The organism is Tepidanaerobacter sp. EBM-49 (genome assembly GCF_001896645.1).
GTDB classification, from domain to species: domain Bacteria; phylum Bacillota; class Thermosediminibacteria; order Thermosediminibacterales; family Tepidanaerobacteraceae; genus Tepidanaerobacter; species Tepidanaerobacter syntrophicus.
Genome location: NZ_MPPE01000003.1, coordinates 35,377 through 57,065 on the forward strand (window position 1 = coordinate 35,377; position 21,689 = coordinate 57,065).

The window sequence follows — 21,689 nt, forward strand, 5'->3', positions numbered from 1 at the left end:
CACCTCTCATTTCCTGGGTTGAACAATAACTACTACCGGTTCATCTTGTTTTAAGCCTTGCAATTCAATTTTAATAAGCTCCTTAATTTTTTCAAAATCAAGGATAGTTGAAAAGTCGGCAATGCGACTTTTATATAGAACGAAGACTTCGGGAATAATCATGCCTGCGTCATTATATATTGAGTTTTTCTCGATAAAAGCTGGGATTTCATGATCAGCTTTATGCATAACTGTTTGGAGTGCAGCTCCTGAACACTGCAGTTTAATGATGCCAAAGTTGTCTATGACGCGATAATGGCAGCGTTGTCGGGTGAAAATGCCAAACAAGCCTTTTACTGTTTCACAATGCTGATAAACTAGCAAGCCATCAGTTGCTGCTATGAGTTTAATCTCATTTGCATCTGTTTTAAATGATTCGGCTGCTTTCTGGGCAATTTCGCTTTTGCTAAGTGGTTTTAAATTCGTAGCGCTTGTATCCATATGAAAGGCACCAGTTGCTGTAGCTCTGAGTATATTTTTTGAATTATCTATTTCTATTTGCACCTCAATTGTTTCCGGAGCCGCTCCCATAGATTCCAAGCGTCCAATCGCTTCTTTACGTATTGAAATAACATCATGCTCGGTAGGATTGACGACTGTGCGTTCCACGCTATCACGTAACATAGCTAATGCCACGCCAATGGCAGAAATTATTTCAGCATTCTCAGCAATAAGATACTTCATCTCCATATTTTTGCTAAGCCACGGTACAACTGTTGTTGCTCCTCCTCCACCGCCGACCAAAGATACAAGTTCTTTATCCAATTTATATTCATCTAAAAGATCTTCTACTATTGGACGCACTTTAGATATAGCCTTATTCAAAATACTACAGGCTAATTCTTGGCCATTTATCCCTAGACTTTTACCTAATTGATCAAAAGCATTGCGCACAGCTGCTTCATTGCCATAAGCATAATCACCAGGTTTTGTCATACCTGCCACAATAGATGCATCAGTAAGTGTTACAGCAAATCGTTTACCTTGTGGATTAACTGCAACAAGATAATCGTCAGGATCAGACTCCATTGGTCTAATAAATGCAGGAGTTACCTGTGCAATCTCTTTCTCATCACAAAAAGCAAGGTAGCTCAAACCAGCGATATGCGCACTTCGAGGTCCAACTTCAGTAACTACCCTATCTCGAATGCGTACCATAGAACCTCCGCCTATACCGACAGTTCTAGAATCAAGAGTTTTTAAATAAGTTAAATGTCCACCTATATTAGCGCTTTTGATCATGGCTTTGCCGTTTTTGATGGCTGCTATGTCAGTGCTTGTTCCTCCAACTTCAAGGAATACTCCATCAGAAATCTTGGTATACATAATAGCTGCTGCAATGCCTGCTGCAGGTCCTGACAGCATCGTAAGAATTGGTCGCTTTTTCATTTGTTCAAGATCCATAACCCCTCCATCGCTTCTCATAATCATCAGAGGGGCAGTTATGCCGCTTTCCTTAATGCTTTTATCAGTTAGCTCTGCTGTAGATGTCATCTTTGGCAGGATACTGGCATTTATAACTGCTGTGCGAGTGCGTACCTTAAGTCCGTATAGTTGAGAAATTTCATGGCTAGCTGTTGCAGGCAAACCTTTTTTATAAGCTATCTCGAGGACAAGCTGCTCATTACTAGGATCGTCTACACTAAAAGCTTCACTAGCTACAATAACCTCGCAACCTTCTTCTATTAATGTTTCAATTGCTTGTTCGATCTTAGATAAATTAAAATTTTTTTCACTCGAATTGATAAAGACATGACTTGTATGAAGTATTTTTCCGGGACTAAGCACGATATCTTTTATGTGTGTGTCGGTTTTTGCCTTGAACGCTTCTAATCCTTTTCCCATGCCTACAATACCAACCTTGGCAACATCTCCTTCTAGCAATGCATTGGTTGCCTGAGTAGTGCTATGGGCTACAAAAGAGACATCCTCTGGTTTTGCTCCGGTTTTCTCCATGACATCTTTAAATACCTTAATAATCCCATCTGATATAGAATTTTCTGATGTATGTGTTGTAGGAGTAACAGCGTGCGCTACAACAAGATTTTCGGGGGCTTGAATAGCTACTGCATGTGTAAAAGTGCCACCAACATCTATGCCAATGCGTATGAATTGCTTACTCATCTTTCTATGATCCTCCAATATATGTGATAAGGCAACCCATTTTTAATTGAGCTGCCTTTAATCTGCTTCGACTAAGAGGCTGTCTCAGCACTAAGCTTTGTCTGGTTTTTGTCTCAGAAATACAAAATGCCTGCTATAATTAACCCCATTATTGCACCGACCCAGGCATAGGGCAAGGTTTTTCTGAGAATGTCATTTACATCGGTTCCAGTTGCAGTTGCAGTCCAAACATTATGGGTGTTTGTAGGATCACATATGCCTTGAAGCTGTCCAGTAGACATAAGGGCAGCCATTAAAGCCATAGCAGGTATTTTCCCGGTCGCCATCATAGTAGCACCTATACCCAAACCAAGTCCCCAAACATTCAGTGGCCCGCGATAAAGTGCTAATGGCGCTAAAATTGCAAAGAAAATTACATATCCAATACCTGTTGTTGGTAAAATTCTTGCCAGCTGAGGACCAATGTGCTGGGTAACTCGCGGATCCATAACTACTTTAAGCAACATACCGATTCCAATAATGAGAAAAATAGCACCTGCAGAAGTTGAAATTCCATCTGTTATAGATTTTGTAAGTTGGTTAAATGTGTCTTTGTTAGCAGTAGTAATCATACAGTAAATGATAGCAGTTACGAACCCAGTTATAATATCCACATGAAGACCAATTACCATAATAAGAGGAACTATAGGAGTTAACATAGCAAGGACATTAACATTATTTGGAGCAGAATCAGTATTTTGCGAAATTTCTGGAGTTGGCCATGCTATTTTCTTTTTACTAAATAGTTTACCTCCGTGCTGAACATTAATATAAACGAATAAGATGCCGAGTACAAAGAAAATTGCCCCTAAAGGGAATGCAAAGCTGCGAATTTGTTCAACAGTAAGCCCCATAGCATCGATATATAAACCCCAATTTGCAAGATTAAAGATTCCTCCTGTGCTGAGGGAAAAAAGAAGTATACAACCAGCATCAAGTGGCATTATTCCTACTGAAGTCATAATGGGTAATACAATACTTCCAATCATGATAACTGATCCGAGCCCACCTAGAGTTGTAAAAAGTAAACTAAGCACTACAAAAAATGATATACCTAATACTAGTGGTCGGTCTCCGGCTAACTCAGATACTTTTCGTATAACAGCTTCAGCAATACCAGTATTTCTAACATATTGTGCAAGGATTGCACCAAAAATTAGTGTCATTATAGCAGATGCTAAGCGTACAGGGCCTTCGACAAACATAAGAGTTAGAATACCAGGTTCACCTTCAACACCATCAACAAAAGGAATGCCCGAAACTAAAGCCATTAAAAATGCCATTAAAGGAAGCGCATAAAGGGCTGACAATTTTTTTGTATACATTAATGCGCTTATAGCAATAAAGATAATAATAAGTAATGCCGTTGTCATAATAATCCCCCTTACAATATTGTTTTAATATTTACATCAGAGCATGAAATAGATAGATTCAAACCATTCAATTTCAGCAACTGTAGCCATGCCTAGTTCAATACAGTTTTCTGCTTCTGGATAGCAGATTATCTGATTTCTTAGTAATCGCACCAGTTGCCTTGTTTCTATTTCAAGCGCTTCTGTACAATATCCAATTAAGATATGAGATACGTCTACAAACTGTTTGATAGTGCTTAGATTCTTTAGTAAAAATTTGGGATCTATAGTCCCATTGCAATTTAATTCACCACGACAGATTTTACCCGAAAGGATAAGAACAGCTTTATCTATTGCAGATTCATGTAAACATAAAATATTGTTTAAGTGCTTACCATGTCCCATAAGGTTTTCGCGGACGGCTATGCCATTAGCTCTGTGATCGATATATGTAAATACCATGAACTGGCGTTCGATAATTTCCTTTAAATTCACATTATGCCAATCATAAAATGCACAGCTTTTAACAATTTGCTCTTCATGTTTGATTTCAGCCGAAAGACCTATACCAATGCCAAGCAAATTTACGCAACTTTCAGCAGCCCTCTGCAACTGTTGTATAAGTTGATCGATCACAGGAACCTCTTTATTTAAATAATAAGTAAAGCTATTTAGCTTATTACTTTTGCAATCAGTAATAACGATATGGCTCGATTGCTCCAGATTGATGTCAGATTTTAGCGGTCGTTCGCGGGAATTTATCAAAGCGTGTTTTCGTCTCGAAACACACCTATTTTTGCCCTTGTACGTTCTCGGAAACAGGTCAAAGACCTTGCTCCTACTTATAATATGCAAACGCACAGATTCGCCGACCGCTTCAAGACTTCGCTCTGAGGGAACAAGTCTGAAATCCCATCGCCTCAACATTAATTCTTCCCGTGACAGAATTTGTACTTTTTTCCGCTTCCGCATGGACATGGATCATTACGTCCTATCTTCTTTGGCCAGTTTGCTCTTTCCTGAACCATAAGTGGTATTTTGCCATCATACATAAGAGAAAGCTCTCTTAGTCGATACAGGTATTCTGAAACACCCAATAAGGCCTGAAACATGTGCATCGCTTCATTTTCAAATTCGAGAAGGTATTCCGTTTTCTTTACGGTTCTGTCTTTTGGATTTGGAATGTAAGTAATAACCTGACTCACCGCGTCATATTCAACATCATTGTGTCCAATCGCATTTCTCAGTTTTGCATTTACTACAACATCCAAGAAATCGGTATAGACTTCTGTGTTCAAGCAAAAATGATACCTTGATGCCTTTGTGAGCTTTATATAATCCTCTAAAGAAGATACATTCTTTTCCAAAGGATTCATTGAATTCGCGTCAGCCCTGTATTTTATGTTATTAAGAGCGACCGGGATAACAAGCAAATTACCAAGGGCTTCATAAACATCCAAATAGAACTGTTTTACACTATCAAAGCTACTTGTTGTCGAGCCTTCAACTTCGAAATCAAAAGAATCATCTTTGCAATACTGTAAAGCGAGAGCAGGAATGAGGCGCTGGTATATTTTTATAAAATCATCATAGACCTTATATATCAAATCCTGTAGCTCCTCAAGATGATAACCATCATGTGAATTTAAGAAGTCTACTAAGCTCTTCAGCTGAACAGAGTCCAGTTTCATAATTCCTGCACTAAAAGAGAGATTATCCAAGATGTCTTTTTTGAGTGCAGAATAAAACCCATGAACCTCAATCATATGAATAGCTCTCAATACCTCAGACTCATCTCTGCACTGAAAGTATTGTCCGGAGAATTCCTTTTGTATCTCCTGAACAAGGTATTCACTATTATTTCTGAAGAGGTCAATGATTCTTTTATAGCTCTTCCATTTCTTTTCTGTTGCATTAAGCTGTGATACCGCTTTTCCGAACTGCTCATATGAATCATCCGTCTTCATACGATTCATATAGCGGATAAACGGAGTAATGACGACTTCTTCCAACTCCGCTGCTTTGCCTTGTTTCACGGTCGGGAATTCACCAGAGCATTCAACCATGTAATCAGCTTCAGCATCCGGGATTTCATCCGCATTGTCAAAAGAAAACTTTAGCCCCGGTCGGTTTTGTCCTATCTTAACGCTGCCAGATAAGGAAGTACCACATTTACCGCAAGCCACAACAATAGGATGTTCTTCTTGCCATCCAACCTGTAATCGGACTCTGGTAATACTTCCGCAAACCTGACATTTTATAAATGTATTAAAAACCATGCATTTTCTCCATTCATATTATCAAGCATTAAATCGCCTCAACCTTTGACGGCTCCACAAGTGCATGGGATTTCATCGTCGTAGCCCTAATATGCCTCTGCTGGGATCGATGATCCATCTCTGACAATCTTGATTGTTCCATCATCAGAAATTTCTATTACAGAGACATCTTCAAGCAAATGCCCATGTGCTCGAACATAATACTCAGCCAGTGTTTCCTGCTTGCCACGAAACACTGCTTTTTTCATACAAAGCAGCTTCTTTGTCCCAGAAGGCAGAAAGCCAAAGTAAAATACAGCCTCGTCCAAGCCCATCAACTTTGCGCTCGGAACATTCCCGGAATCAGTCCACGTATAACATTTGCATTCAGCCACGATAGACCTGTCAGCATTGGCAAGATCAAACTTGTGCTCCTTTGGCGGTCTGCCGATGGGGATTGCTGCTTCTTGCTCAAAATATGTATTATATTTTTCTTTGAGAATCGTTTGCACAAATTCTTGGAACTTGCGTCCGACGTGCGGATTCTCAGAATTTAAATTTGCCATCAGTGCACCTCGTCCTGAGTGGACTATTGCCAATCTACCGTTATATACGGCACAATCAAATCGTAGAACTTCTTTGACCATTCTGCATGGAACTTTGCCATCTGCGGCCAGTCATCCTCGTTTTCAATGCTCACGTTATCAAGCTGAATAAATACCTTCGAGGATTTGATATCATCTCCACGGTTCCACTGAAGCTCCGTTCCCAGCTTCGATTCAATCTCGCTTTTATGCTGGTAAAGAGCATCAAACGCAGCTTTATTCTCTGATCTCTCCGCTCTGGCAAATACGACCTCTGAACGAGCAGAGTCAAAATTCGCAACACAGCAGAGGTAGAAACCTCCAATGCCAAAGAATCCGTTTATCCAGTTGTCCGTACTCGGATTCACATTGCTGAAAGAGCCGGGATTACCATGTGCCTCATGGATTTTGGCTAAGGCATACGTCCAGTAGCGTTTTCTAATCTCAAACCTCGTTTCAGAGGAATCACCGCTTATATTGAGACGTTCTCCGGCCATAGATAATGCTGTCGTGATCCGGTCAAAATGGTCGATGATCCAATCAAATATTTTCTGCTGCTCTGCTGGATTGAATACATCAGCCTTCTCCTCAATAACGATGGAACGTGTTGTACCTGTCGATTTTGAGTATTCCCAATTTAGGTTCTCACCAAATTCGGTCTCAATCTGATCTTTCAATTCTTTCAGACGGTTATAGGTATCCACATTATAGGTGTAGATGCCCATCTTGATTCGTTTACCATAGGGAATGGAAAAGAATAAGTGATAGCCGTTCGCGCCTATGTGCACATCGTAATATGTTCGGCCAGCAGCTTTCTGTTTTGCTATATTGCTTGATCTGCCGTGCTCATTAGCATAGTTTACGAATGCTGTCCAGAATTGCAGTTTTTGATCATCTCCGGAGCCTTCTGCACTTTCCTCGGATTCCGGTACGTTTGCCGATACTTCCTCCAACTCCTCCGGGATTTCTCGTCCATCTTTGACGAACGAAATGCCGATCAGCTTTTCCAACTGTTCTTCGTCGAATTGCAGGTTCCAGCGTTCCTGCATGAAAACGAGAAGCTTTTCAGTTCTGCTGTATATCTCAAATGCAGTCCAATCCTGCAGCTTGGATACCTCTATCTCTGAGTGAGATCCATTCTCGTATCCGCGACGTCCTGTGGTTTTGGAATGCTTCTTATCCTCAAAACTGTCATTCTGCAAAGCCGAGTTTACGCTCTGAGACAACGGCAGAAGGTTCCCAAGTGCTCCAGAAAGCATCTTCATTTCCGAATCCTTAAACTGCCGGTACATATTACGCCAGTAATACTTCGTCGGTGTCTGAGGGAGAATATGCTCGATAGACACTTTATCCTTCTCGGACTTTGTAAACATTGACCACGTGCAGAAACGATCTATATTATTTTTCTCTGCCAGCTTAGCCTCATATTCATAAAAGAAGTATCGCAGACTGTTCCAGTCGTAGTAGCCATTCCCTGTAGAAAAATATTTCTCAATTCTGGTGACAAAGTTCTGCGTGGCAAAATCGATATCGTTCGTTGTCCTGTCATATATTTCTTTACAGAGCTCATCAACATCCGTTTCTTTCACATACACCTGACGTGCAGCTCGATAATAATCACTGCTGCCATAGGATGCATTAAAATTACCCAAGCGAAATGCAACAAAGATAAAGCGCTCAACTGCTTCAAAGATTTTAACTCTGCTGTTCGCAGAAATATCCCGCCGACTGATGACCGCAGTAACCAGCGGCCTGAAATGTCCGATGCCGATACGGTTAAGCCTATCGACTCGTTTTTGCTCTTCAGGAGTAAGATTAGCACTTTCAAATGGGAAATAGGTGTCATACCAGTACTTCGCCATATCTTTGAGGCTGTTGACATAGTCCTCGATTTCTTTTGGCTGGAGTTTGGATACCTCTATGATTTCCTGTTCTTCTGTTTCAGTAACTTCCGTGTCGTCTGCATCAGTAACATCATCGCTGATAACCGACTCGGCCTCTGTCTCAACCAGAACTGGTGCCTTTTCAAATATGCCCTTTGACGAGAACTTGCTTAGCAGGAATTTAATGTAGTCATCGCCACGTTTACGGGAATACCTGAAGTAGATAATCCAATGCGCACGCAAAAAATCATCATCAGAAAGCGGAACACTCTTATTCCTACCAAGCTGATAGTAGACTTCCTTCCAAGCGTCATTTATCTTCTTACGGAGGGCAGACTTGTCCTTCTCGTCAAATACCTCATCATCATAAAGCGTGGTCAAATAGATCAGTCTGTTTTTCAACAATTCAAGATTCGTCAGCTTCTTACCACGATTGTTCATGGTCTCGAAAGCTACAAACACATCGTAATCATCGTCGATTTCATGGAGATTAAACATCAGGCGCTGTGTGAGTTTTTTATACAGCGTATTTACTGCCTCAAGGCCGCCTTCTCCGGACTCATCATATAGTTTCCTAATGTTCTCTGCAAAAAAGTTCTTTGCAAACTTTAGATTCTTCGTATAGTATGTCTCATTCACTGCGCCGGAATACGGCTCATCGAACACCTTATATTTCATGTATTCTGCGCTGGGATTGTCGACCTCATAGCCAAAAAGGTATGTTGTTACTACTCCGTTTGGCGGTCTTTTTCGGCAGATGTATTTTGAGACAATCTCTTCGACCGTTTCATACCCCAGCGTGATTTCTTTATCAGACTTACCCTTGTTCTCATCTAAGCCACGCACAAATCCCACGATCTCGTTCAAGAGAATGACAAACGTGGTGATGCGCTGCTGGCCATCAACGATATGACAAGGCTTATATCCGTTCTCGACCAGCCACAAGTCCTCGCCCCAGCTGACGGTCTCCTTGCTTTTTAGAGGCTTAAGGGACAGGAGACCTGTATAGTGATAACGGTCAGCCTGAAGATTTACAAGGTCATCCCAAAAATCCACCAACTGTTGCTGCAACCACGCATAGCCACGCTGATAGTCCGGTATCCGGAATAATCTATTTTGAAAGAGCAGCGACAATGGCTGCAGCTCATTTGCCATAATGTATTCCCTCCAACTTCCTGCTTTTTCGCAAGCAAATTATTCATCCTGATATTCAGCCAAAGCATCCGTATCGATTGCCTTAATTTCAAACGTTTTCCGTGTTGACACACAGAAGTTATACTCAATCATCAGATTAGCAAGTCTCTCACCATCAATCAGAATAATGTGATGAGTATTTGCGTAATCCTTAGCCTTCTGTGAGAACTTAGCTGTCGTAACGAAAAGTCCATCGCCGTGCTTCCCGGCAATCGCACCAACAAAGCTCTGAATGTCCGGCTGGCCAACAACTCTATCTGGTGCCCATTCCTTAGCCTGCATATAAATCAAAGAGAATCCGAGCTTGTCCTCCATGATGACTCCATCAATTCCATCATCACCGGAAGCGACTGTTGCATGACTTCCGTAAGCCACAGTTCCATAACCCATCTTTGAAAGAAGATCAACAACGAGCTTTTCAAAGGTGTATGGCGAGATTTTCAGAACCTCACTCAACAAATCAGATGCAAGGCTTGCATTAATCTGCTTATATGCGTCTTCAAGTTGGTCATCGGGCGTAAGATCCGTCGGCTTTGAAATCGTAGACACCGAATCATCTCCATTTACAGGATCAGAGGCGGATGCAAAATCTACAAACGAGGGAAACTGTTCCAGATATTTGGAGTCTATTTTCTCTGGATTTTCTGCAACTACTTTCTTTCCAGCTTCCGTAATGACGATAGTGGCGCGGGCAGGACTATCAAGGAGTCCAGCTTTTTTCAGATAAGTCTTCGCCCATCCGACCCTGTTTTTAAACACGGTTTGCCTACCGCTCGGAAGCATTTCTGCGAGGTCTTCTGCTGATAAATTTAGCTGTTGAGCTAACACGGCAGTAACGTCCTTAATTTTATAGACCTCACCGTCTTTTACTGCTGCCAGTAAAGGCTTCATTAATTCATCGTATTTTGGCACTGCCATGGTTAGTCCTCCTCCTTGACTCACTGAAGATCGGGATCGCTCCCCAGAGGAGTAATTCCGTTTTCTTTGAGCATTTCATTTATTTCATAAATTGAATTCTCAGCACAGGCTCCTAATACGCATTGATAAACGTATCCTTCACCCTTCATTGAATTTAATTTAAAGTCTGTTTTACCGAGAAACATCTCAGCCTCTGGCAAAGGCAGCTTCAGACCTACGCATAATGCAAGAACTGTCTGAACTGAAGTCGGATACTCTTCATCGTTTCTCAAACGCTGAATGGTTTTTTCTCCCACAAGTGAGCGGTCAGCCAACTGCTTATTTGAGAGCTTCCTTTCCTTCTGAAGCGCAACCAGCGTCTCAGCAAAAGAACCGGGATATCTACGCATGGCCTCTGAACGGCGCTTTGCGTTCTTGATTTGCTCAAGAAGTGTCTTGTTGTGCGCATTAAGTTCAAAGGAATATTCAACCTGATTTTCAACCGGTGCGGCATTCCGCATAAACTGCGTGTAATACCTTGCCCCTTGATATTTCGATTGATAGCTATATCCCTTCGAGAAGACGACGCAGCACTCATCCATGTGCGAGAGAGCATATTCTGACAGCGTAGCACTCCCAGACTGATCTCTCGCTATGTATTTCTCGTTATTGAGAACGAGATGACGATCTGCAAAAATAAACTGTCCGCTGTCAATCAGCTTCTTAAACTCACGATCAAAGCAGTACGCCTTAAACAAATCGGCATATGGAATAGTGAACGTCTGATTCTTATCCAAGGCACCTGCTTCAAATGAATATCCGCGAACATACTGACCATCCACAAATGGATATGCGCCCTCGGCTTTGGAATATCCCAGATCCATCAGGCGAACCTTGGCGGCCTGTCTCGACACATCGAACAGCTCCGCAAGTTCATCAATGACATTCTCGTAGGCTGCAATGCTCGCATCATCAGCCCCGCCATAAACTGCAAGAAGCTGATCTGCCTTCAAGCGCGTCGATTTCGCAGGCATCAAGATTCTCGGAGCGACGCCCTTGGCTTGCCACTCCATCCAGTCTACAGCCTTCCATTTATCTGAATCCATGGAATTAGCGGCTATTTGACATTGAATTGCTTTTCCCAGATTATCATCGGCACCTATCATTTTCATCAGCACGTGGTATGGCTGATGACGATGCCAATGAAAACACTCATGTGCCAGTGTAGTGCGCTTTGTTCCTACAGACCTCTCATAGGAAACACGCGGATCAAGATATACGGTTCCTCGTTTGGCATTGCGAATTGTAATCTTCCGGTGCTTATCGAGAACATTTCCGTTATCAAATATGATAGTCCCAAAGTAAGTAAGATCATCTGACAGAGGGGTATCTTCGATAACCTGTAGTTTCATATCGCTGGCTATTGTCTCGATTGGAACCCTCATAGGTTTTTCCAACGCTTCAGGACAATACCTTGTTAGGAACTTCTCCGCCTCGTCTTCAAACTGTTCGCGGGAAATAATAGGTACAAGCTCTCCGGACAGGCGGTCATTATCAGATTCCTCTTGCGGCTCGCAATTACCAACAGACATGATTCGGAACCCACTCATATCGATGCCAAGAGTAACCTGACAATGAATCTTCAGCCAGCGCTCATTAAAATAACCCTTGCGAGATGCGGACGGCATTTCGACATCGCATGATGCAATTACATCGAAAGCAATCACACCATCCTCAAGCTGCTCAATATGGATAACATTCTCGATTTCCATATCAATGACCGACAGTCTTTTCGCGTCACCAGAATGCTCCTCTTGAATATAAGCTATGGCCGCATCCCGGATGTCATCATAACGAGATTGGTCGATCAGTTTCTGTAGTGGGCTTTCATCCTGCGCTTCATAGTAGTCCAGTCTGCTGTCGTTGAGCTCTTTACGAATTTCACGCCAATTAGGCATGTACCTATCCATGTGTGCGATGAATGTAGCATCATGCTTTCTTGTGATTAAATGTGTAAGCTCGTGCAAAATAATATAATCAAGGCAGGCATAGGGTTTCTGAGCAAGCTGCAGATTAAACCATAGCTTCTTTTTATCCGTGCTGCAGGCACCCCATTTTGTGACCATATATTTTGTTTGCCAAGAATCGCACTTAAGGCCTGTCTGTGCTTCCCACTTGGGCAGGCGTTTTTCTATCTCTTCTTTCAGAATCTTTCGATATTCCTCTTTGACATAAGCATCCCGCTGCTTTACCGTGCTTTTGGCACTCATGGAAAGAATAATATTCTGGTTCTGAATCTCGAAGCTGTTCTTCTGATTGTCCGGCTTAAAGACAAGGAAGTACTGCTTTCCCCAGATATACATCGTCTCACCAGAAACATACTGCCGCTTCGATGCCCTTGGCTGATCCTGAAACTGCGCAATAGCCCTCTTGATAAAGCCCAGCTGAGTTCTGGCATAAGCCTCTATAGCTTTATCGTCCACGGATAAAGGCGCAGAAATTACCACATGTCCATCCGGCGGCTTCACCTGAAGGTGCATATTCTTTATATTCTTTTTTTGCACATCAATCCGAATTCCGGAAATGACAATGCGCATTAATACTCCTCCTGCTTCTCGATGATCTTATAGATGCGTTCCACCTCGGAGTCATCACCCAGAATCTCAAAGAGAGCCTTTTTTATTCTCCTGACAACCACCTGATTATCCCTGAAACCAGACAGTGCTTGCTTTTTCACGGCCTTGTGAATTCGAAGAGCAAGTTTCTCGTCCTCGCCGGTGTTGTCATAAATGGCCATGAGCGCCTTACTCTTACGGATGCTTTCCGGATATTTATCGTTATCCTCCGGACAATCAACATCCTTGGCCAGCTTTATATATTTCTCAAGCATCTCAGCGTAGTCAAGAACTCCCTGCTTACGCTCTTCGATGAGCTTATCAAGGATTTCTGACATCTTTGCGTAATAGCGCGGATTGACGGTAACCTTTTCGATAACCTTCTTACGGATGTTATTCTCGATGGCCTCTGCTGCACCTTCTTTGTGGCCGCTATCACCTTCACCGGTAAGCGTTTCACCCTGTTTTGCTACGAAATCCAATAGGGTAAGATCATCAAAATCGCCAATCTTCTCAGCATCCGCTGCCGTTATATAGTTATCAATCATCTTTCTCATATCAGGCTCATAGGCCTTCAAATCGAGGAAGTCACCACTGGCCGTACCGATGGTTTTCTTCAACTCAATGTAGAAAGTGACCTTCTTGTCATATTCATTCAGTTTGCCAGATGAGATGTCATCAACCAGATATGGTTTTGCTTCCGCGAAAGCTCTGACAAGACTGCTCACCAAACGATAGAGTTTTTCTCTTAGGCGTGCGTAAATCTCGTCGCTCTCCTCCGACTGACCAGAAACACCACAGAAATAATGGATGTACTGGATCTCCCCACGAGGTTCCTCGACGCCTTCGCAGAGTTCTTCGACTGCATCATACACTTCCTCAAAATAGGATACCGTAGCATCATGGCGATCCTTAACAAGTCCTTTTACATCCTCCGGCTCATATCCTTCAAAAGCGCCGGAAGTATAGTCCTTCATTGCGGTCTGGAGCTGTCCAAACAGCTGCTTGTAATCCACGATATAGCCGAAATCCTTACTATCATCATCAAGACGGTTGACGCGGCAAATTGCCTGAAACAGGCCGTGATCCTGCATCCTCTTGTCGATGTAAAGGTAGGTACAAGGAGGCGCATCAAATCCAGTGAGCAGCTTGTCCACGACAATAAGGAGCTTCATGTTTGCAGGCTCCTCTACAAACTTCCGCTTTGCTTCCTTTTCAAATTCCTCCACCTTGGCCTGAACCGAGCCCGCATTCGGAAGGTCAGAAGGATCAAGCCCCAGCATCTTCAAATATGTCTCGTATTTGAGGAAGGTTTCAGTATCATCCTCATCGCTGACGGTATCAGTGCGCAGTTCGCTCTTGTTCGGTGTATAGGAAGATATGATGGCGCACTTCTTAAAGCCCATCTGTTGGAAGATTTCGTAATACTTACAAGCCGTAGGAATACCATCAGCTACAAGAATCGCATTACCGTTTCCATCCATCAGACGCGGCTTCATATTAAAGTCCTGAATGATGTCCCACGCCACCTTTTCAAGACGAGAGCGGGAGCTATATACCTTCTGCATCGTGCCCCACTTCTCTTTGAGCTTTGCCTTAGCGCGAGAAGAGAGGCCTCTGGTCTTTACATCAAACCACTGGTCAACTCGATCCTGTGACGACAAATCCTGCGGAACATCACGGTATTCATAACGTAAATCCAGCACGACACCGTCGGCCACGCCCTCATTGTATTTATAGGCATGGATATATGTACCGAACACTTCAATGCTGATCTTTTTATCCTTTTTCAGCAACGGAGTACCCGTAAAGCCGATAAATACAGCATTCGGCATGATTGTCTTCATCGCCGTATGGAGCTTACCGGACTGTGTTCTGTGGCATTCGTCAACAAATACCACAAGATTTCCCTTTGCCTCGAAATCAGCAGGGAGGGAGGCTTTCAGCTCTTCAATATACTTATCGTAGTCATTTTCTGTCGCTTCTCCGCCACGACGGCCAAACTTATGCACCAGAGAGCAGATCAACGAATCATCATATACATTCAGGCGATTCAGCAAATCCTTACCGCTCTTGGTACGAGCAATATTCTCATCCACGCCAGTGAATGTTTTTTCTATCTGCTCATCAAGCTCATCTCTGTCTGTCACAATAAGGACACGGGCATTAAGTTCCGCCCAATGTGTCAGAATCCACTTGGCAAGCCATACCATTGTCAGCGTTTTGCCGGAACCCTGCGTATGCCAAAGAATACCGCCCATCGGTTTATCCGGATCTCTGTTCGGATTGTGAAGCTCCGTCCTCAGATTATTAAGCCTCTGCTGAGTGCGCTTGATGCCAAAATACTGATTGTACCGGCACACTTTTTTGATGCCTTTATCAAAAACAACAAAGTTCATGATAAGGTCGATGAAGCGCTCCTTGTCGAACATGGCATATATCTGCTGCAGGAGCTTGTTCTCAATCCCTGCACAGGTTTCGCTGATACGGACATCAACCGGATCACGCTCGTCCTCGTGCTCCTTGAAGCCGTCGTCTTTCCACTCCATGTAGAACTTCTCGCCGGTCAGGAGTGTACCGTAGCGCAGGCCTTCCGACTCATTCCCGGCCATGCAGAACTGCATGGTAGTAAAGAAACCTCGAATGAAAGAGTCCTTCTGGTTTGTGAGATTCTGCCGGATGCCCTCAGACACAGAGATGCTGCTTCGCTTCAATTCAATGACAGCCACGGCGATACCGTTCAGGTAGATAACGAGATCGGGCCTCTTTTCCTGCTGCTCGACAACTGTTACTTCCTCGGCGATTGCAAAGTCATTATTCAGCGGATTGGCCTCATCGATCAACTCCACCGTAACCGGAGGCTTTTCCGGGCTCTCGCTGACCGGGATGCCATACTTCAACCGCGAATACACAGTCTTATTGGCATCATAGACTCCACGTGAAAGATTACCTGCTTCCTGCTGAAGCTGCATAACGGCAGCATCAATCAGTTTATCTGCATAGCCCTTCAGTCGAAGATACTGGCGCAGACGATCTTCCTTGATGTTCTTATTCTGATAATCCGACAGGTTACCGATATACTGATAGCCCAAGATTTCCGGATCTTTGAAGAACCGAATCACCCTTTCCTGAGTTTTAATTTCGGCATCGCCAATACTCATCTGACAGGCACCTCCTTATACTAATCTGACCTTGCCGGTCAGTAATTCTTCCATCATACCTTGCTTTACCTTCTGATATTTCGACAGTTTTTCTTCGAGCTTATGAATGTCGCAATCCATATCGAAGAGAATGCCAGCAATAGCTTCTTGTTCTTCCTTCGTTGGAGGAACAAACAAATCGAACTTCACAAGATCCTTTTGATACAAGTGGTTAATCGTTGATCCGGCTGATAACTGCTGGAGGAAATCCTTAAACACTGAGGATTCCAGCACATAAAACATAAAGTGTGCAGTATACGCATCAGTTATAGGCTTCACAAGGAAAACGCCACTATTCAAAGTCGCCGGTCGCTTCAAGTCGGTTACAAATGCTACCTTTCCAATAGTGCCATCCTTTGTCAAAAGAAGATCACCATTGGAGACCTGAATATTTGGATCTTGCGCATACCTGTCATAATCCACATAATGACAACCATTCCATTCGATTCGACCATCCTTAAAATCTGTTCCAGTAATCAAATAGGAATAGCCCTCATCTAAATACTCAGCTGTCGTTAAACCCTGCCAGCCTATACGAGCTTTAAGCCTTGAATTTTTAGCCAGATTGATTTTTACCCATTCTCCCGAAAACCCATCCAGCCGTTTCTTGCCCGTAACCAGCATCTGCATCGTGCCCTGACGGATATTCTTCTTTTTCTGGATGAGTTTCTGCAGGTCGGTGATAAGTGCATCGATGTCAAACAGTACTTGTGCAATCTGTTCCTGTTCTTGTTTCTCCGGTGCTTGTAGAGGTATTTCGCAAAGAGCAGATTTGGAGATTTCCGCAAATGTAGATGCTGTAGCTTTTTCAAGCATTTCTCTTTTCTTTGTTTGCAGCAAATAATAGAGATACTTGATACATGTATCCTTAAAAGGTACTACATTTTTGAAGCCTTGATTTGTCGCCATAGGGATGCTATTAATTTTAGAATCACCAATCGTTGCTCGTGTGCACAGCAACAAAGACCCTGATGGTAATACATCAGCTGAACTATTCTTTAATCCATCCTCAGTTATACATTTTTCAGTCTTTGAAATAATGATGCCCTCAGTTCCTGTAATATCAGTAGGCGTACACCAAGGGATCATTCCATTCCAATATGACGGCACAGATGTCGAAGGTGTCCCTCCACTAACAATATATCCAAAATCATCTAAGTGCTTGATGTTCCAATCTTCTGGTACCACCATATTCAGTTCATCATTTACCATTTGAATCCCATCCTTTCCAGATGAGACTTTACCTTTGCCTCATACTCCGTTGTGTCAGACTCAAGTTGCGGAAGTGTGCTCTCGTAGCGCTCTGCCAGCTCAATGATCCTATTTGTCAGATGGTGGGAAATAGCAGCGTACAAATCAGCAATCCCTGCAAAGATGCTATCAAACCACTTCTTGTTCACCAACAGATCCAGTATCTCCTCATCTGTCAGGCTGTCATACCTTGCCCTGCACTTCTCATCAAGCGCCTTGTTCAGATCCTTTACAATCTTGTTGTAGTCAGACACTTTGCCACAAAGGTCTAAAGCCTGTCTGAGTTGATTTACATCATCCTGCAGGCTTTCCGGTACGCTCTCTACTGTACGAATAATAAATAGGCGCAGCATGATAGAAGACTTTGTAACAGTTCCTTTTTCTGTTACAGCGCTTTCGCAAAGCGGGTGTCCCACCAGATATGCCTGAAGGCGCTTCTTCTGCATAGGAAGTTGATCCATCAGGAGCTCCAGCTCTATGGTTTCCTCCGTCTCTACATGCTGAGTGAGTTCCTCAATCTTGGCTTCTAAATCCTTCGCCTTGACCTTTCCGTTTTCAGCTACATCGGCAAGAGCAGATTCTTCATCGGCGCTCTCAACCAGATCAGAAAGCAAGGATTCTGTTTCTGCGACAACGTTCTCGGCTTCCTCTATGGCATTCTTCTCCTCACGGAAAAAGGTGTCTATCACGATGGCCTTTGGAATCAGTCGGCCTTCCCAGCCGGTAACCTTCATCTCGCCTTTATTCTTACCCTGTGTAATTTCCTCTTCGATATTATCCGTCGCTCTGGCATTGGCATAGCCATCCGGTTCGCTTATGATAAGCGACACATCATCGTTCATGACCTCATTCCAGTAGGCCAACATCACTTGATACACGTCGTATTTATCAATCAGCGTCAGGTGTTCGAATTCAGCAAGGATATCCTCCGCAAGACTAATGATTAACTCTCTCGCGGATACATCTTCATCAAGGGAAGATAGTGTAGGATATTCCTTGGCCTTCCAAGCTGCAAAAGCCTCATCAAGTTTTTCACCGTATTCTGAGAACTCGGCGTTTTTATATATCGTCTGACGGATATTCTCATGCTCCACATTCAGGCTGTAATACTTATCGCTAATCGCCTTCAGCAACTCAGCCTTCAGCGAAGGGAACACATCCCAATACTTAGACAGACTGTCAATATCAACCGCTGGAATGCCACCATGAATATGCGCATAGATATCCTGAATATCCTCCGGATCTGTGGAGTCAATATAGCGAGTGATGTTCAGGTTATACCCGTTCTTCTTTTCAATTTCATCGTTTGGTACGAAACGAGCATACTTGGGATCGGTTGTTATCTGCTCATTGAATGTTGTGATGATTCTGTAAATATCACGTTCACGCAGACGGTTTTTATTTCCGTCCTTAACGTACCCACGGCTGGCATCAATCATAAAGATGCCTTGTCGGTTTGCAGCTCCTTCTTTATCAATCACGAGCACGCAGGCGGCTATGCCGGTGCCGTAAAACAAGTTTGCCGGAAGGCTGATAATACCCTTGATCCAGTGCTTCTTTATAATTGCTTCTCTAATAGTCGCTTCGGCATTTCCACGGAACAGAACACCATGAGGGAGAATAACCGCAGCCTTGCCATTTGACTTCAATGCCTTAAGGATATGCATGAGCCAAGCATAGTCGCCGTTCTTTTCCGGTGGCGTGTCCCCATAGCCCTCGAAGCGACCATATTCTTTACCGGCAATACCGTCGCGCCAATTCTTCATAGAGAAGGGCGGATTTGCCACTATGTAATCGAAACGTTCAAGTATGGAATTATCGGATTTATCAAGATACTGCGGATTTGAGAATGTGTTACCGCTCTTTATGGTAATCTCGGCCTTACGATGCAGGACGGCATTCATCTTCGCCAGACCAGCTGTCGTGCTTTCCTTTTCTTGCCCATACCCCATGATCGGGATAGGAGCTGCATCAATGGCTCGAATTAATAGGCTGCCACTTCCACATGCCGGATCGCATACCGTGGCGCTGGTGTCCGTGCAACGGCTGATTCCCACGACATTGGCGAGGATTCTGGAAACCTCTGCAGGTGTATAGAATTGTCCCTTGCTCTTTCCGCTTTCTGTAGCGAATTTTCGCATCAAATATTCGTAGGCGTCTCCGATGATGTCATCACCTTCAGCCTTATTCCGGGAGAAGTCGAGTTCCGGGCGCTGGAAGATGGATATGAGATCGGTCAACTTATCGACCATTTCCTTACCGCTTCCCAGCTTCTTCTCATCATTAAAATGAGCAATATCAATAACACCCTTCAGGTCAGTATTCTCGTCAGCAAGGCGTGCTATGATTTTATCCATACCTTCGCCGATGTTTTTCTTTCCCTTCAGAGCAATAAAGTCATCAAAGGAACAGCCCGTCCGTTTCTCCGGATCGGGATCTTTATCATGTGCCTTATCAAAGACCTTAATGTCTTCATAGGCTCCTTTATTCTTAAATTTATCGGTGACATACTTCATGAACAAAAGAGTCAGGATATAGTCCTTATACTCTGAGGAATCCATGCCTCCGCGAAGTTTGTCACAGCTCGCCCACAGCGATGCATATAATTGCGTTTTCTTGACAGCCATCTTTGTCTGCTCCTTGTCTAATGATTTTCTTCGATTTTCCCCTTGAATCAGTCAGCGCTTTTACCGCTCTTAACCCATTCATCGAGTTCGGAAATTTTAAACTTCCACTGTTTTCCGATTTTTTGAGCAGGCAAACCTTCTTTACCATTTCTGATCCAGCTGCGAAGAGTAACTGTTTTGATTCCTAAATATTCCGCAGCTTCATCTATGCTTATCCATTTGTCATTCATGATTTCTTCCATGCTCTCACCTCGTGATTTGAATCTGAATACAGCTCAACTATTTTAGTATACACCATAAATGTGAATTTTTCAAGAGTTTGCTGTTATTTGTTGATATTATTTTTTATTTGTGCGTTCTTAAAATTCCCTGCCGGACACAACTATGTCCGGGCTTTTTTGCCCGTTTTTCAATATAAAGCTCATCTTGGCCTTCTCGTTTCTGCCTATCAGCACCGCAAAAACGGACATGCCTGTGTCTGAGGTTCCGATCCCTAAAAATGGCATACTTGCTTTAGCACGTGGGAGCCATCTGCGCAGGGTGTTTCCGGTTCCACGTGACTACCGATGACAATCAAATACTGTACCGATCACCGGAAGTGAGGTGCAGCCGAAATGGAGTAATCCTTCGGTATGCTCTCACGCCTGTGGTCTGGTTTTGCATGTCTGGAGCTCTCCATTTCGGCAAAAGCCGAAGGAGGGCTTTCATTATGCAAAACAATGACAATCAGAAGACCTATTTTATCTACGTTCGCAGCACTGGCGAGAAAGTACCGGTCACCAAGGAACAGCACGACTCTTTCTATAAGGAAGCCGACCGTATTCGCCACAAGGAACAGGATCACGGCAGGTGCATGTGTCCCTACCGCTTCATCTGGAAGTGCGACGGTGACTGTATCGGCTGCGAATACCACGCAGCAGGTGACATTACTTCTCTGGATCAGCCACTCCCTGATGGCAACGGCACCCTCGGTGACTATATTCCTGACCGCAGTAAGCCGATGGAAGAAGTCATCGCCGACCGCATGCTGCTGGAGCAGCTCTTTACCAGACTGCGTGAGCTTGACCCGGAAGCCGATACCATCATCCAACTTTGGAAGGATCACCCGGAGGGCATTTCAGACCGTGCTATTGCAAGAGAACTCGGTCGCCCACAGAAGACCTTCGCGGATCAGATGAAGAAGTATCGCACCGACCTGCGCAGGATTACCGGCGAAAAGTAATATCAAGACCACGAACCACACCCTTTCCGGCCACTGTCCCTCTTTCGGATGGTGGTCGGAAATTTTTTATAAAATCCTCCGCTCAAATCGTCAGTTCATCTCCAGTGGAAGGTGAAGGCAAGAGAACACAGCCTTCAGAAAGCGAGGTGAACATGATGTACCGCAGTTACGCAGACACCGGCGGCAACGTAAACGAAGAGATCAAGCTCCTGAATTCCATCAGTCACGTATCCGCCAGACTGGCAAGGAACCTCCGGGTACTTGCCGCAAGCCAATCCGAGGAAGGAGGAAAAGAAAATGTCAAAGATGGCAGAAATGGCACAAACCATCGAAGTGCTCCGCACCGCTGCTGCTTCTATTAATGCCGTAGCCGACTGGCTCTACCAGCAGTTTTCCGGCGATGA

The 21,689-nt window shown here is 43.7% G+C and carries 14 protein-coding genes and 1 pseudogene; 2 read left to right on the forward strand and 13 right to left on the reverse strand.

Annotated elements, in window-relative coordinates:
* Window positions 1-6: 6 nt before the first annotated feature.
* The 13 genes from BUE08_RS00235 to BUE08_RS00295 all read right to left on the reverse strand — a co-directional run bounded on the left by BUE08_RS00235 (window position 7) and on the right by BUE08_RS00295 (window position 20,569).
* Complete coding sequence (locus tag BUE08_RS00235; protein ID WP_213996326.1) at window positions 7-2,163, reverse strand: hydantoinase/oxoprolinase family protein; 2,157 nt, start codon at window positions 2,161-2,163, stop codon at window positions 7-9.
* Between the two features lie 113 nt (window positions 2,164-2,276).
* Window positions 2,277-3,575, reverse strand: a complete 1,299-nt coding sequence (locus tag BUE08_RS00240) for a transporter permease (protein WP_213996327.1) — start codon at window positions 3,573-3,575, stop codon at window positions 2,277-2,279.
* Between the two features lie 36 nt (window positions 3,576-3,611).
* Complete coding sequence (locus BUE08_RS00245; protein WP_286680072.1) at window positions 3,612-4,481, reverse strand: ROK family protein; 870 nt, start codon at window positions 4,479-4,481, stop codon at window positions 3,612-3,614.
* A complete protein-coding gene (locus BUE08_RS00250) occupies window positions 4,481-5,833 on the reverse strand; it encodes an SEC-C metal-binding domain-containing protein (protein WP_031476611.1) in 1,353 nt (450 codons plus the stop codon). Before BUE08_RS00250 ends, BUE08_RS00245 begins: the two co-directional genes overlap by 1 nt.
* Before the next feature lie 86 nt (window positions 5,834-5,919).
* Window positions 5,920-6,378: a hypothetical protein gene (locus BUE08_RS00255; protein ID WP_015519168.1), complete on the reverse strand. Its 459-nt coding sequence runs from the start codon at window positions 6,376-6,378 to the stop codon at window positions 5,920-5,922.
* A gap of 23 nt (window positions 6,379-6,401) precedes the next feature.
* On the reverse strand, window positions 6,402-9,434 hold the full coding sequence (locus BUE08_RS00260; RefSeq protein ID WP_286680073.1) for a DUF4268 domain-containing protein: 3,033 nt from the start codon (window positions 9,432-9,434) through the stop codon (window positions 6,402-6,404).
* A gap of 39 nt (window positions 9,435-9,473) precedes the next feature.
* Window positions 9,474-10,391, reverse strand: coding sequence for a restriction endonuclease (locus BUE08_RS00265; protein WP_031475212.1), 918 nt, complete (start codon window positions 10,389-10,391; stop codon window positions 9,474-9,476).
* A 20-nt stretch (window positions 10,392-10,411) separates the two neighbouring features.
* On the reverse strand, window positions 10,412-12,967 hold the full coding sequence (locus tag BUE08_RS00270; protein WP_286680074.1) for a YgjP-like metallopeptidase domain-containing protein: 2,556 nt from the start codon (window positions 12,965-12,967) through the stop codon (window positions 10,412-10,414).
* Window positions 12,967-16,146, reverse strand: coding sequence for a type I restriction endonuclease subunit R (locus tag BUE08_RS00275; RefSeq protein ID WP_286680075.1), 3,180 nt, complete (start codon window positions 16,144-16,146; stop codon window positions 12,967-12,969). The genes BUE08_RS00270 and BUE08_RS00275 overlap by 1 nt, the downstream gene beginning before the upstream one ends.
* 15 nt (window positions 16,147-16,161) lie before the next feature.
* Window positions 16,162-17,397, reverse strand: a complete 1,236-nt coding sequence (locus BUE08_RS00280) for a restriction endonuclease subunit S (RefSeq protein WP_270189981.1) — start codon at window positions 17,395-17,397, stop codon at window positions 16,162-16,164.
* The gene (locus BUE08_RS00285; protein WP_270189980.1) at window positions 17,391-20,063 is read right to left on the reverse strand and encodes a type I restriction-modification system subunit M; all 2,673 of its coding nucleotides are present in this window, start codon (window positions 20,061-20,063) and stop codon (window positions 17,391-17,393) included. The genes BUE08_RS00280 and BUE08_RS00285 overlap by 7 nt, the downstream gene beginning before the upstream one ends.
* Before the next feature lie 47 nt (window positions 20,064-20,110).
* Window positions 20,111-20,305 (reverse strand): helix-turn-helix domain-containing protein, encoded by a 195-nt coding sequence (locus BUE08_RS00290; protein ID WP_031475217.1) that lies wholly within the window; start codon window positions 20,303-20,305, stop codon window positions 20,111-20,113.
* Window positions 20,306-20,422: 117 nt separating this feature from the next.
* A complete protein-coding gene (locus tag BUE08_RS00295) occupies window positions 20,423-20,569 on the reverse strand; it encodes a hypothetical protein (protein ID WP_286680076.1) in 147 nt (48 codons plus the stop codon).
* A 203-nt stretch (window positions 20,570-20,772) separates the two neighbouring features.
* On the opposite strand from BUE08_RS00295, the gene BUE08_RS00300 reads away from it, so the two are divergent.
* Complete coding sequence (locus BUE08_RS00300) at window positions 20,773-21,285, forward strand: sigma-70 family RNA polymerase sigma factor (protein WP_270189979.1); 513 nt, start codon at window positions 20,773-20,775, stop codon at window positions 21,283-21,285.
* A gap of 297 nt (window positions 21,286-21,582) precedes the next feature.
* A pseudogene (locus BUE08_RS10915) lies at window positions 21,583-21,689 on the forward strand (DNA ligase); the annotation flags it as partial.

Coding starts and splice junctions, on each gene's coding strand:
- BUE08_RS00235 (WP_213996326.1), bottom strand. CDS start 2,163: ATGAGTAAGCAATTCATACGCATTGGCATAGATGTTGGTGGCACTTTT.
- BUE08_RS00240 (WP_213996327.1), bottom strand. CDS start 3,575: ATGACAACGGCATTACTTATTATTATCTTTATTGCTATAAGCGCATTA.
- BUE08_RS00245 (WP_286680072.1), bottom strand. CDS start 4,481: ATGTTGAGGCGATGGGATTTCAGACTTGTTCCCTCAGAGCGAAGTCTT.
- BUE08_RS00250 (WP_031476611.1), bottom strand. CDS start 5,833: ATGGTTTTTAATACATTTATAAAATGTCAGGTTTGCGGAAGTATTACC.
- BUE08_RS00255 (WP_015519168.1), bottom strand. CDS start 6,378: ATGGCAAATTTAAATTCTGAGAATCCGCACGTCGGACGCAAGTTCCAA.
- BUE08_RS00260 (WP_286680073.1), bottom strand. CDS start 9,434: ATGGCAAATGAGCTGCAGCCATTGTCGCTGCTCTTTCAAAATAGATTA.
- BUE08_RS00265 (WP_031475212.1), bottom strand. CDS start 10,391: ATGGCAGTGCCAAAATACGATGAATTAATGAAGCCTTTACTGGCAGCA.
- BUE08_RS00270 (WP_286680074.1), bottom strand. CDS start 12,967: ATGCGCATTGTCATTTCCGGAATTCGGATTGATGTGCAAAAAAAGAAT.
- BUE08_RS00275 (WP_286680075.1), bottom strand. CDS start 16,146: ATGAGTATTGGCGATGCCGAAATTAAAACTCAGGAAAGGGTGATTCGG.
- BUE08_RS00280 (WP_270189981.1), bottom strand. CDS start 17,397: ATGGTAAATGATGAACTGAATATGGTGGTACCAGAAGATTGGAACATC.
- BUE08_RS00285 (WP_270189980.1), bottom strand. CDS start 20,063: ATGGCTGTCAAGAAAACGCAATTATATGCATCGCTGTGGGCGAGCTGT.
- BUE08_RS00290 (WP_031475217.1), bottom strand. CDS start 20,305: ATGGAAGAAATCATGAATGACAAATGGATAAGCATAGATGAAGCTGCG.
- BUE08_RS00295 (WP_286680076.1), bottom strand. CDS start 20,569: ATGCCATTTTTAGGGATCGGAACCTCAGACACAGGCATGTCCGTTTTT.
- BUE08_RS00300 (WP_270189979.1), top strand. CDS start 20,773: ATGCAAAACAATGACAATCAGAAGACCTATTTTATCTACGTTCGCAGC.